Raw genomic sequence first — 12403 nt, forward strand, 5'->3', positions numbered from 1 at the left:
CAACAGCAAAATAACGGAGCCGTGATGGCAGGAAATACAATAGGGCAACTTTTTCGCGTCACCACCTTCGGCGAATCCCATGGTATCGCGCTGGGATGTATCGTTGATGGTGTGCCGCCGGGCATTCCGCTGACCGAAGCTGACCTTCAGCACGATCTGGACCGGCGTCGCCCTGGTACCTCTCGCTACACCACGCAGCGTCGCGAGCCAGACCAGGTGAAAATTCTGTCAGGTGTTTTTGAAGGCGTCACCACCGGCACCAGTATTGGTCTGTTGATTGAAAACACCGATCAGCGTTCCCAGGATTACAGCGCCATTAAAGACGTTTTCCGTCCGGGTCACGCTGATTACACCTACGAGCAAAAATACGGTCTGCGCGACTACCGTGGCGGCGGTCGCTCATCTGCGCGTGAAACGGCCATGCGCGTCGCGGCAGGCGCGATTGCCAAGAAGTTCCTCGCCCACAAATTCGGTATCGTTATTCGCGGCTGTCTGACCCAGATGGGCGACATTCCGCTGGCGATTAAAGACTGGGATCAGGTTGAACAGAACCCGTTCTTCTGCCCGGATCCGGACAGGATCGACGCCCTGGATGAACTGATGCGCGGTCTGAAAAAAGAGGGTGACTCTATCGGTGCGAAAGTGACCGTGGTCGCTGATGGCGTATCCGCCGGGTTAGGTGAGCCGGTATTTGACCGTCTGGATGCTGATATCGCCCATGCCATGATGAGCATCAATGCGGTAAAAGGCGTGGAGATTGGCGACGGCTTTGGCGTGGTGAATCTGCGCGGCAGTCAGAACCGGGACGAAATCACCAAAGAGGGCTTCCAGAGTAATCACGCGGGCGGCATTCTCGGCGGTATCAGCAGCGGGCAGCAAATCATTGCCAATATCGCCCTGAAACCGACCTCCAGCATTACCGTTCCGGGGCGCACCATTAATCGCTTCGGTGAAGAAGTGGATATGATTACCAAAGGTCGCCACGATCCTTGCGTGGGTATTCGCGCTGTACCGATCGCCGAAGCCATGCTGGCTATCGTCCTGATGGATCATTTTATGCGTCAGCGTGCGCAAAATGCCGATGTGACGACCACCATTCCTCGCTGGTAAACGATGAACAAAACTGTCCTTGCTCTGCTGGCGCTTGTCGCCAGCCAGATCTGTCAGGCGGCAACGCCCTGGCAGAAAATTACCCATCCTGTCAGCGGGACGCCGCAGTCCATTGGCGCGTTTTCTAATGGCTGTATCGTGGGGGCGCATGCGCTGCCATTGCAGTCCGAAAACTACCAGGTGATGCGCACCGATCAACGGCGCTATTTCGGCCACCCGGATCTGGTGCAGTTTATTCAGCGTCTGGGCAATCAGGTGAACAACCAGGCAATGGGAACCTTGTTGATTGGCGACATGGGGATGCCAGCGGGCGGGCGGTTCAACGGCGGCCATGCCAGCCATCAGTCGGGGCTGGACGTCGACATCTTTTTGCAACTGCCAAAAAATCGCTGGACGTCGGCGCAGTTGCTAAAACCTCAGGCGCTGGATTTGGTTTCCCGCAGTGGTAAAAGCGTGGTGCCTGGACTGTGGCAGCCGGAAATCAGCAACCTGATTAAACTTGCCGCCGAAGATAATGAGGTCACGCGGATTTTCGTCAACCCGGCCATTAAGCAGCAGCTTTGTCTGGATGCGGGCGCCGATCGCGACTGGCTACGTAAAGTTCGCCCGTGGTTCCAGCACCGTGCCCATATGCATGTGCGACTGCGCTGCCCGGCTGACAGCCTGGAGTGTGAAGATCAGGCCGCGCCGCCGCCGGGGGATGGCTGTGGCGCGGAGCTGCAAAGCTGGTTTGAACCGGCAAAACCTTCTACGACGCCGGAAAAAACCACTCCGCCGCCGTTGCCTCCTTCCTGTCAGGCCCTACTGGACGAACACGTATTGTAATGGACACTTTCCTGCAAATTTTTATGGTGTCGCCAATGATGCTGGCGGTACTTTTTTTGGTGGCCTTACTGGCCGGATTTATTGATGCCCTTGCGGGCGGCGGCGGTCTGTTAACCGTACCCGCCTTGCTGGCGGCAGGCATGACACCTGCTCAGGCGCTGGCGACGAACAAGCTTCAGGCCTGCGGTGGATCCTTCTCGTCAATGATCTACTTCGTACGGCGTAAAGTCGTCAATCTGGCGGACCAAAAGCTCAATATCCTGATGACCTTTATTGGCTCAACCAGCGGGGCGTTACTGGTTCAGTTTGTGAAATCAGATGTGCTGCGCCAGATCCTCCCACTGCTGGTCATCTGTATCGGTCTCTATTTCCTGCTGATGCCAAAGCTTGGGGAAGAGGACCGACAGCGTCGCCTGCACGGTCTGCCGTTTGCGCTGGTGGCCGGTGGCTGCGTTGGTTTTTATGATGGTTTCTTTGGGCCGGGCGCCGGTTCCTTTTACGCGCTGGCGTTTGTGACCCTGGCCGGGTTCAACCTCGCGAAATCCACCGCTCACGCCAAAGTGTTAAACGCCACCTCTAATCTGGGTGGGTTACTGCTGTTTATTATTGGCGGCAAGGTTATCTGGGCAACCGGGTTCGTGATGCTTATCGGGCAGTTTCTCGGCGCGCGTATGGGATCCCGGCTGGTGCTCAGCAAAGGGCAAAAACTTATTCGCCCGATGATTGTCATTGTCTCGGCGGTAATGAGCGCAAAATTACTTTTTGATAGCCATGGGCAGGAGATCCTCCAGTTTCTGGGGATGGGTGCATGAACACAACACATAACTACGAACAACTGATTACCCTTTTTGACGGCTGTTTTGCCGAGGATTTTAATACCCGCCTGATTAAGGGCGATGACGAACCCATTTATCTGCCAGCAGATGCGGAGGTTCCGTACCACCGCATTGTATTTGCCCACGGGTTCTACGCCAGCGCGCTGCATGAAATTTCCCACTGGTGTATCGCTGGCAAGGCCCGTCGTGAGCTGGTGGATTTTGGCTACTGGTATTGCCCGGACGGGCGGGATGAGAAAACCCAGTGCCAGTTTGAAGATGTTGAGGTAAAACCCCAGGCCTTTGACTGGTTGTTCTGTATGGCGGCGGGCTACCCGTTTAATGTCAGCAGTGACAACCTGGAAGGGGATTTCGAGCCTGACCGTATTATTTTCCAGCGCCGCGTCCATGCGCAGGTGATGGAGTATCTTGAAAAGGGCATCCCTGAACGCCCGGCACGCTTTATTAAGGCGCTGCAAAATTATTACCACACGCCTGAATTAACGGCGGAATGCTTCCCGTGGCCGGAAGATCTTAACTGAGGAAAGAAGATGATCGCAGAATTTGAAACACGCATCCTGGCGTTAATTGACGGTATGGTAGAGCACGCCAGTGACGACGAACTGTTTGCCGGCGGTTATCTGCGTGGTCACCTGACTCTGGCCGTGGCGGATCTGGAAGGTAGCGACGATCATTCCACCCAGGCGCTGCATGACCGGGTGACCGCGAGCCTGGAAAAAGCCATTCAGGCGGGGGAACTCTCCCCGCCGGATCAGGTACTGGTGCTGGGGATGTGGGACACCCTGTTCCAGAAAGCCCAGGCAAACTGATGGTTTTCTTCCTCTCCCTTCGGGTTGAGTGATCACCAGAAAAAATACCCGCACGGATAGTCCCCTCTCCATTGAGGGAGAGGGCTGCCCGTTGCGCTTACTTCACCGGCCTTCCTTTCAGCAACTTCCTCACCCACAGTCGGTTCGGGTTGATGGCCGCCAGGGTTTCGCTGTCCAGCGGCAATGGCTCTTCGCTCATCTGCGACGCCAGCAACTCAGCGGCTAATGGCGCACTACATAAGCCACGGGATCCCAGCGCGCCGATTAAAAACAGCCCGCGATAAACCGGCGCACCTGGCGCATTTTCCGTGTTGTCGGCAAGATTCGCATACTCGCTTAGCGTCGCTTCATAATTTGCCACATTGCCCACCAGCGGCAGATGGTCACGGGTTGCACAGCGCACTCCGCAGCGCGCCTCGCCGCCGCTCACATCCACCTGTGTGGCCCATTGCGCCTGCGGGAAACAGTTCAGCAGACGCTGGCGATTATGCTGTTGATCCTCTTCGCTATAGGCCGCGTCGCGCTGGCCGCGATGGTAGCTTGCGCCAATGCAGTGGTGCTGATTGTTGGGGTTGTGCGGAGTCAGATAACCGTCATAGCACAACACCTGGCGCAACTGACTGAGTGCCGCCGTAGTGGGAATATGGCTGACCTGGCCTGCGACCGGATAGACCGGTAGCTTTTCCGTTTGCACAAAATCACCGAGCTGGTGACCGTTTGCCAGAACCACATTCGTATGCTGCTTCGAATCCCCATGTTGAAAATGCAGCAGCCAGCCAGCATCCTGCTGCTCCATACTCGCCATCTGCTGGCCATAATGAATCTGTAAGCCCTGTTGTTCCCCAAGGTCCAGCGCCGCCGCCGTCAGCTGTGCCGGGCACAGCCAGCCGCCGAGCGGATAGTGAATGCCGCCGCAGCCGGTCTCGACGCCTGCCATCTCTAAAACCTGCTGCGCGTCTACGCCAGTGGCAATCGCCTGAGGCAAGTCCAGAGACAACATCTGGGCGATTTTTTGCTGACTCTTGTCGTCATAGCCCAGTTGGGTCACGCCGCACCAGTCATGGTCAAAAGCGACGGGAAGAGCGTCATACAGACGACGGGCGAAGGTAAAGGCCGCCGGGAAGAACTGGCTTAATGCCGGATCGTGGGCATTTAACAGTGGGTAAAGCGCCCCCTGACGGTTACCCGAGGCCCCCTGCGCCGGGGCGGCATCCGCGCAGTAAAGGGTGACCTGCCAGCCACGACGCAGGAGCGCCAGCGAAAGCAATGCACTGGCAACCCCGCCACCAATAATGGCGGTTTCCCGTGAACCGGTACCTGTACGGGCAAACCACGGCGTGCGGGCAGCAACCGGAGAGGGATTTTCCATTACCCCGGTGAGCATTTCGCGTTTACGGCCAAAACCTTTGCTTTTGCGCATGGTAAAGCCCGCATCCTGTAACCCCCGACGCACAAATCCGGCGGAGGTAAAGGTCGCCAGCGTACCGCCAGGCCGGGCAAGACGGGCCATGGCGGCAAACAGATTCGGCGTCCACATATCGGGATTTTTTGCTGGCGCAAAACCGTCAAGGAACCAGGCATCCACCTGCCGGTTGAGGGAATCATCCAGTTTGTCGGTCAGTTCATTGATGTCGCCAAACCACAGATCGAGGGTGACGCGTCCCTCATCAAGCAATAAACGATGGCAGCCGGCAAAGGGCAGGGGCCACTGCGCCTGCAACTGGCTTGCCCATGGCGCCAGTTCCGGCCAGTGCTGGTGCGCAAGCGTCAGGTCCGATTGGGTTAAGGGGAATTTTTCAAAACTGATGAAATGTAATCTTTGCAGGGTAGCCTTCGGGGAGGCGGCCCGGAAACTGTCAAATGCCTGCCAGAGGGTCAGAAAATTAAGACCGGTGCCAAAACCGCTTTCGGCAACCACAAACAGTGAGCGTGGATGTTCAGGAAAGCGGGTGGCTAATGCATTGCCGCCGAGAAAGACGTAGCGGGTTTCTTCCAGCCCGTTATCGTTAGAAAAATAGACGTCATCAAAATCTCGGGAAACAGGTGTACCCTCAGCATTGAACTCAAGGTTGGCAGATTGTATAGCAGTTTGTTTCACGTAAGTTACTCGTCGGACAGGCAGTGGCATGATCTTAACGATGCAGGCCGTCAGGCGCAAATTTACTCATTAATTGGCTGATCGGACTTGTTCGGCGTACAACTGTACGCTATCTTGCGACTCGAAACTTAAATTCGTGCGACTTACAGGGGTATTGAATGAAACGTGCAGTGATTACTGGCTTGGGCATCGTTTCCAGCATCGGTAATAACCAGCAGGAAGTCCTGGCATCTCTGCGTGAAGGACGCTCAGGGATCACTTTCTCTCAGGAGTTTCTCGACTCCGGCATGCGTAGCCACGTATGGGGTAATGTAAAACTGGACACCACGGGTCTTATCGATCGCAAAGTGGTCCGTTTCATGAACGATGCCTCCATCTATGCCTACCTTTCCATGCAGCAAGCCATTGCTGATGCTGGCCTGAGCGCAGAGGTTTACCAGAATAACCCGCGCGTGGGTCTGATTGCAGGCTCCGGCGGTTCTTCTAAAGCGCAGGTATTCGGCGCTGACGCGATGCGTAGCCCGCGTGGTCTGAAAGCGGTTGGTCCTTATGTTGTGACCAAAGCGATGGGTTCAGCTGTTTCCGCTTGCCTGGCGACCCCGTTCAAAATCCACGGCGTAAACTACTCTATCAGCTCCGCCTGTGCGACTTCCGCACACTGCATCGGTAACGCGGTAGAGCAGATTCAGCTGGGCAAACAGGACATCGTGTTTGCGGGCGGCGGCGAAGAGCTGGGCTGGGAAATGGCCTGTGAATTCGACGCAATGGGCGCACTGTCCACCAAATATAACGAGACGCCGGAAAAAGCGTCCCGTACCTATGATGCGAGCCGTGACGGCTTCATTATCGCTGGCGGCGGCGGCATGGTTGTGGTTGAAGAGCTGGAACATGCTCTGGCTCGCGGCGCGCACATTTACGCTGAAATCGTCGGCTACGGCGCAACCTCTGATGGCGCTGACATGGTTGCTCCGTCAGGTGAAGGCGCAGTGCGTTGCATGAAGATGGCGATGGACGGTGTGAACACGCCGATCGACTACCTCAACTCCCACGGGACTTCCACCCCGGTTGGCGATGTGAAAGAGCTGGGTGCTATTCGCGAAGTGTTCGGTGACAACAGCCCGGCAATTTCTGCGACCAAAGCGATGACCGGTCACTCTCTGGGCGCGGCTGGCGTGCAGGAAGCTATCTACTCTCTGCTGATGCTGGAGCATGGCTTCATTGCGCCGAGCATTAACGTTGAGCAGCTGGACGAGCAGGCCGCTGGCCTGAATATCGTGACTAAACCGACTGACGCGACGCTGACTACCGTGATGTCTAACAGCTTCGGTTTCGGCGGCACCAACGCCACACTGGTAATGCGCAAGCTTCAGTAACTATTTGATTAAAGAAGAAGGGAGCCTCAGTGCTCCCTTTTTTATGCCCCTTTTTTGCCATTGACAAGCTGCGGTACTCGCAGGCAAACTTCCTGCGCAACATTATCAGGCCGATAATGCGTAAGCGTTTCACGTTAACCAACGCACCTTAATCCTGAACCTCAGGTAGAGGGGGCGTGGCTGTTCCTCGCCTTACTCTGCGTTATGGAGTAATGCATGTCTGTTGACACTCATTCTGTTTCATCTTCACCCAACGTTTCGTTGTTTCGCCTCACCTGCGCGGTATTTTTAACCTATATGACCGTCGGGCTGCCTCTGCCGGTGATCCCGCTTTTTGTCCACCATGAGCTGGGCTATGGCAATACCATGGTCGGGATTGCGGTGGGTATTCAGTTTCTTGCTACCGTGCTGACCCGTGGCTATGCCGGACGACTGGCCGATCAGTACGGGGCTAAACGGTCGGTATTACAGGGCATGTTTGCCTGCGCGCTGGCCGGGGGCGCTTTGCTGCTGGCGGCCTGGTTGCCCGCAGGCGCGGAGGTAAAATTTGCCTTATTGCTTGTCGGTCGCCTGATCCTCGGCTTCGGTGAAAGTCAGCTACTGACCGGCACCCTGATCTGGGGCATGGGGATTGTCGGGCCTGCCCGTTCAGGCAAGGTGATGTCCTGGAACGGGATGGCGATTTATGGCGCGCTGGCGGCAGGCGCGCCGCTGGGGCTGTTTATTCACAGCCAGTTCGGTTTTGCCGCCCTGGCAATCATCACTATGCTGCTCCCGGTTCTGGCATTTACCCTTAACGGAGGGGTGAGTAAAACCCCACCGCATCCGGGCGTACGTCCGTCGCTGTGGAGCGTGGTGGGGATTATCTGGCAACCGGGGCTGGGGCTGGCATTACAGGGCGTGGGTTTCGCGGTCATTGGCACCTTTGTTTCGCTCTATTTCGCCAGCGAAGGCTGGTCAATGGCGGGCTTTACCCTGACCGCCTTTGGCGGCGCTTTTGTGCTGATGCGCCTCTTATTTGGCTGGATGCCCGATCGTTTCGGGGGCGTGCGCGTCGCCGTGGCGTCGATGTTTATTGAAATGGTCGGGCTTATCCTGCTCTGGCAGGCCCCCATGGCAACGGTGGCGCCGCTGGGCGCGGCGCTTACCGGGTGCGGCTGCTCACTGATTTATCCGGCGCTGGGGGTGGAAGTTGTCAAACGTGTTCCCCCTCAGGTTCGCGGCACCGCGCTTGGCGGTTATTCGGCATTCCAGGATATTGCCTACGGGGTGAGTGGACCTCTGACCGGCCTGCTGGCGACTTCGCTGGGTTATCCCTCGGTATTTCTCGCCGCTGCGCTTGCCGCTTTTGGCGGGATTGTATTGACGCTGATTGCCTTTCGTAAATAACCTGACAAATAGCCCCTTAGTTTCTCCCGGGGCTATTATTTTATTCATGACTATGAGATGTAATGTTTTATATTTTTTATAAAAACATGTGCCAGGGCACAGAAAAAACATCTCGTTTTATTGATGTAACATATTCCACCAATATAACTTTTTGCATCGTTCCCATTCAATTTACGGGCTGTTATAGTCAGGCCATTACTATATTTACATATCTTATTCTGATACCACTATTGAGAGAAAGGAGAGAGGCATGGCTGGATTTAAAGCGGACTTTCTGTGGGGCGGCGCAGTAGCTGCACATCAACTTGAAGGTGGCTGGAAAGAGGGCGGCAAGGGCATCAGCGTGGCCGATGTCATGACCGCCGGCGCACACGGTGTGCCACGTGAAATTACCGATGGGGTATTACCGGGGAAAAATTACCCCAACCATGATGCGATTGATTTTTACCATCGCTACCCCGAGGATATTAAACTTTTCGCCGAAATGGGTTTTAAATGTTTCCGCACCTCGATTGCCTGGACACGTATTTTCCCGAAAGGCGATGAGCTGGAGCCTAATGAAGCCGGACTGAAATTCTATGATGATCTCTTCGATGAATGTCTGAAATATAATATTGAACCGGTGATTACGCTTTCCCATTTCGAGATGCCTTATCACCTCGTCACCGAATACGGTGGCTGGCGTAATCGTAAATTAATCGAATTCTTTGTCCGTTTCGCCAGCGTCGTCTTTACCCGTTATAAAAACAAGGTGAAGTACTGGATGACGTTTAACGAAATCAATAACCAGGCAAACTACCATGAAGACTTTGCCCCCTTCACCAACTCGGGGCTGAAATACGCGCAGGGTGAAGATCGTGAGCCGGTAATGTATCAGGCGGCCCACTATGAGCTGGTGGCAAGCGCCCTGGCGGTGGAAGCTGGGCATGCCATTAACCCTGATTTGCAGATCGGCTGCATGATCGCCATGTGCCCGATCTACCCCCTGACCTGCGCGCCGGATGACATGATGATGTCCGTCGCCGCCATGCATCGCCGTTACTGGTTTACCGATGTCCACGTGCGCGGTTATTACCCACGCCATATCCTGAATTACTTTGAGCGCAAAGGCTTCGACCTCGACATTACGCAAGAAGATTTGCAGATCCTGAAACGGGGTTGCGTGGATTATATTGGTTTTAGTTATTACATGTCTTTTGCCACCAAAGCCACGGCAGAAAACCCGCAGCTGGATTACGACGAGACCAAAAGTCTGGTGAAAAACCCGTACGTGAAAGCATCAGACTGGGGATGGCAAATTGACCCTGTCGGCCTGCGCTATTCGCTTAACTATTTCTACGATCTGTACCAGCTGCCGTTGTTTATTGTTGAGAACGGCTTCGGCGCTATCGATCAGAAAGAGAGCGACGGCTCGGTTAACGATCAGTACCGTATTGAATATATGCAGAACCATCTGCGCGAAATGAAAAAAGCCGTGGTCGAAGACGGTGTTGATTTAATGGGCTATACCCCGTGGGGTTGTATCGATCTGGTGTCTGCCGGCACCGGCGAGATGAAAAAACGCTACGGTTTTATTTATGTCGATAAAGACAACGAAGGTAACGGCACGCTTGAACGCAGCCGCAAAAAATCTTTCGCCTGGTATAAAGAAACCATCAGGAATAACGGCAGCGACCTGTAAGTTCAGATCCCCTCCATCCGGAGGGGATTTTTCTAGATAACAATCCACAGAACCGCAAAGGCGACCAGCAGGGCGATAAACAGCAGCCCAGGTCTGGCGGAGAGGTTCTTCACGCTCTCGATAACGGGCGCAAACAGCGGGTTATAAATCGGCTGAATATTGCGGGCTTCAGGTATGCTTTGCGACCGTTCCGCGCGGCGCAGGAAGACCTGGTTCAGGATGTCCTGCACCTGAGCTGTGGTCAGCACCGTTTGCGGCGTTGCCTGCCAGTTCTGGCGGGCATAATCATTCATCGTCTGCCATTCAGCGTCATCCAGCGGCTGCTTGAGCGCTACCTGCACCGTCTGTAAGGTCGGCGCGGTTTGCAGGCTTAAGGTCTGACGCGCCTGCAACCAGGTCATCAGCGGCGCAAAATGTTTCGCCGGGATCAACTCGCCACTTTTCACTCCCGACAGTTCCATCATGGATTGCCAGATAAGCTTCCCGGACTCGCCCGTTGCCGCGGCCAGTTTGGTGACCGCCTGATTAAGCGAGTTATGTTCCGCAGGCAATAAGGGGCGGTCGGTCGCCGGGCGCTGCTGAGGCTGAGGAACAGAGATCTGATTATTCTGCAGCAGCGTCAGCACCGTTTTAAGCTGCTGCGGCGTAAGCTGGCTTAAGGCTGTCTGGCCAAATTCATGGCGAATAAAATCACTGACCGCCTGGCGATTATTCCCCTGGCTGAGGAGTTCGGTGAGCTGGGAAACCACCTGACGGGTCGTGTGATTCTGCGTGGCAGTTTCCAGGCGCAGATTAAGATGCTGTTCTGCCGCCGGGAAATGACGCGACTGCAATGGCGCGTCGTTTTTAAGGCCTAAATCGTGTTTGATGCCCGCCCAGACCTCTGCACTTTGCTGTTGCGTCAGCGCCACCAGGCGCGTAATTAAACGCTCCAGCACCGTGCGTTGAATAGTGGAGAGTGGTTGCTCGCCGGCAACGCTGGTCGTGGGTGCCGGGTCTTGCCCGGGAGGGCGCGCGGGCGCGCCCTGGATGGGTTGCATCATGGAAATCCTCTGGGTATTGCGGGTATGCCTGGCGGCAAGATTATGGCACACTTGCGGGCTGAATTCCCGTACTCAAACAGGCCCTGTAACGTGAAAATCCTTGTTGATGAAAATATGCCTTATGCCAGCGATTTATTCCGTCGTCTGGGGGACGTGAAGGCGGTGCCGGGGCGTCCGATCCCGGTAGCTGAACTGCGTGATGCGGATGCGCTGATGGTGCGTTCGGTGACCAAAGTCAACGAAGCGCTGCTCACGGATACGGCGATTAAATTTGTCGGGACGGCAACCGCCGGCACCGATCATGTTGATGAGTCCTGGCTTACCCAGGCGGGGATTGCGTTTTCAGCCGCCCCTGGCTGTAACGCCATTGCGGTGGTGGAATATGTCTTCTCTTCGCTGCTGATGCTGGCCGAGCGGGATGGCTTTGCTCTGCGTGACCGCACTGTTGGTATTGTCGGCGTGGGCAATGTCGGCAGCCGACTTCAGGCGCGACTGGAAGCATGGGGCGTGCGCACGCTGCTGTGCGACCCACCGCGTGCGCAGCGGGGCGATGAGGGGGATTTCCGTACCCTGGATGAGCTGGTGCGCGAGGCGGATGTGCTCACGTTCCATACTCCGCTTTTCAAAGACGGCCCGTATAAAAGTTTGCACCTCGCCGATGAGGCGCTTATCCGGCGTCTCAAACCCGGCGCTATCCTTATCAATGCCTGCCGTGGCCCGGTGGTGGATAACGCCGCCCTGCTGCGCTGCCTGGATGCGGGACAGGCACTGAGTGTGGTACTGGACGTATGGGAGCCGGAGCCGGATCTCGATGTGGCCTTACTTGCAAAAGCCGATATTGGCACCGCGCATATCGCCGGTTACACCCTGGAAGGGAAAGCCCGTGGCACCACCCAGGTGTTTGAGGCATTCAGCGAGTTTATTGGCCAGCGTCAGCAGGTCGCCCTGTCGACGCTGCTGCCTGCGCCGGAATTTGGCCGCATTACGCTGCACGGCCCACTCGATCAGTCGGCCCTGAAAAGACTGGTTCATTTGGTGTATGATGTGCGCCGCGACGATGCGCTGCTACGAAAAGTAGCGGGCGTGCCGGGTGAGTTCGATAAGCTGCGTAAAAACTATCTTGAGCGTCGGGAGTGGTCATCGCTGTTTGTGCAGTGTGATGATGCCAGTGCTGCCGAACTTCTGCAAAAACTGGGTTTCAACGCCGTTCATCAAGCAACCCGTTAATGTCTTCTTAAT

Annotated in this window: 11 protein-coding genes; 9 read left to right on the plus strand and 2 right to left on the minus strand. The window is 55.7% G+C overall.

What is annotated here, in order from left to right:
- Positions 1 to 24: 24 nt before the first annotated feature.
- The 5 genes from aroC to ACSZO4_RS01775 are packed head-to-tail and all read left to right on the plus strand — an operon-like array spanning position 25 to position 3580.
- The gene (gene aroC / locus ACSZO4_RS01755) at positions 25 to 1110 is read left to right on the plus strand and encodes a chorismate synthase (protein ID WP_437887114.1); all 1086 of its coding nucleotides are present in this window, start codon (positions 25 to 27) and stop codon (positions 1108 to 1110) included.
- A 3-nt stretch (positions 1111 to 1113) separates the two neighbouring features.
- The gene (gene mepA, locus ACSZO4_RS01760) at positions 1114 to 1935 is read left to right on the plus strand and encodes a penicillin-insensitive murein endopeptidase (RefSeq protein WP_437887115.1); all 822 of its coding nucleotides are present in this window, start codon (positions 1114 to 1116) and stop codon (positions 1933 to 1935) included.
- Complete coding sequence (locus tag ACSZO4_RS01765) at positions 1935 to 2747, plus strand: sulfite exporter TauE/SafE family protein (protein WP_437887116.1); 813 nt, start codon at positions 1935 to 1937, stop codon at positions 2745 to 2747. The genes mepA and ACSZO4_RS01765 overlap by 1 nt, the downstream gene beginning before the upstream one ends.
- Complete coding sequence (locus ACSZO4_RS01770; protein WP_437887117.1) at positions 2744 to 3292, plus strand: elongation factor P hydroxylase; 549 nt, start codon at positions 2744 to 2746, stop codon at positions 3290 to 3292. The genes ACSZO4_RS01765 and ACSZO4_RS01770 overlap by 4 nt, the downstream gene beginning before the upstream one ends.
- Positions 3293 to 3301: 9 nt before the next feature.
- Positions 3302 to 3580, plus strand: coding sequence for a YfcL family protein (locus ACSZO4_RS01775; protein ID WP_437887118.1), 279 nt, complete (start codon positions 3302 to 3304; stop codon positions 3578 to 3580).
- 97 nt (positions 3581 to 3677) lie between these two features.
- Here ACSZO4_RS01775 and mnmC read toward each other — a convergent pair whose 3' ends face one another.
- The gene (mnmC, locus tag ACSZO4_RS01780) at positions 3678 to 5678 is read right to left on the minus strand and encodes a bifunctional tRNA (5-methylaminomethyl-2-thiouridine)(34)-methyltransferase MnmD/FAD-dependent 5-carboxymethylaminomethyl-2-thiouridine(34) oxidoreductase MnmC (RefSeq protein WP_437887119.1); all 2001 of its coding nucleotides are present in this window, start codon (positions 5676 to 5678) and stop codon (positions 3678 to 3680) included.
- A 158-nt stretch (positions 5679 to 5836) separates the two neighbouring features.
- Here mnmC and fabB point away from each other — a divergent pair, with 158 nt between their 5' ends.
- The 3 genes from fabB (at position 5837) to ACSZO4_RS01795 (ending at position 10121) form a co-directional block, all read left to right on the plus strand.
- On the plus strand, positions 5837 to 7051 hold the full coding sequence (gene fabB, locus ACSZO4_RS01785; RefSeq protein ID WP_437887121.1) for a beta-ketoacyl-ACP synthase I: 1215 nt from the start codon (positions 5837 to 5839) through the stop codon (positions 7049 to 7051).
- A gap of 216 nt (positions 7052 to 7267) precedes the next feature.
- Entirely contained in the window at positions 7268 to 8440 is a 1173-nt protein-coding gene (locus ACSZO4_RS01790; RefSeq protein WP_437887123.1) for an MFS transporter, read from the plus strand.
- 250 nt (positions 8441 to 8690) lie between these two features.
- Positions 8691 to 10121 carry a 6-phospho-beta-glucosidase gene (locus ACSZO4_RS01795; RefSeq protein ID WP_437887124.1) on the plus strand — a complete coding sequence of 477 codons (1431 nt, stop codon included), beginning with the start codon at positions 8691 to 8693 and terminating at the stop codon, positions 10119 to 10121.
- A 32-nt stretch (positions 10122 to 10153) separates the two neighbouring features.
- Here the strand turns inward: ACSZO4_RS01795 and flk are convergent, their stop codons facing one another.
- Positions 10154 to 11161, minus strand: a complete 1008-nt coding sequence (gene flk, locus ACSZO4_RS01800; protein WP_437887178.1) for a flagella biosynthesis regulator Flk — start codon at positions 11159 to 11161, stop codon at positions 10154 to 10156.
- 93 nt (positions 11162 to 11254) lie between these two features.
- Here flk and pdxB point away from each other — a divergent pair, with 93 nt between their 5' ends.
- Positions 11255 to 12391, plus strand: coding sequence for a 4-phosphoerythronate dehydrogenase PdxB (gene pdxB, locus ACSZO4_RS01805; RefSeq protein WP_437887125.1), 1137 nt, complete (start codon positions 11255 to 11257; stop codon positions 12389 to 12391).
- Positions 12392 to 12403 lie beyond the last annotated feature (12 nt).

This window comes from Phytobacter sp. V91, from assembly GCF_965644225.1.
Lineage (GTDB): Bacteria > Pseudomonadota > Gammaproteobacteria > Enterobacterales > Enterobacteriaceae > CBFFRJ01.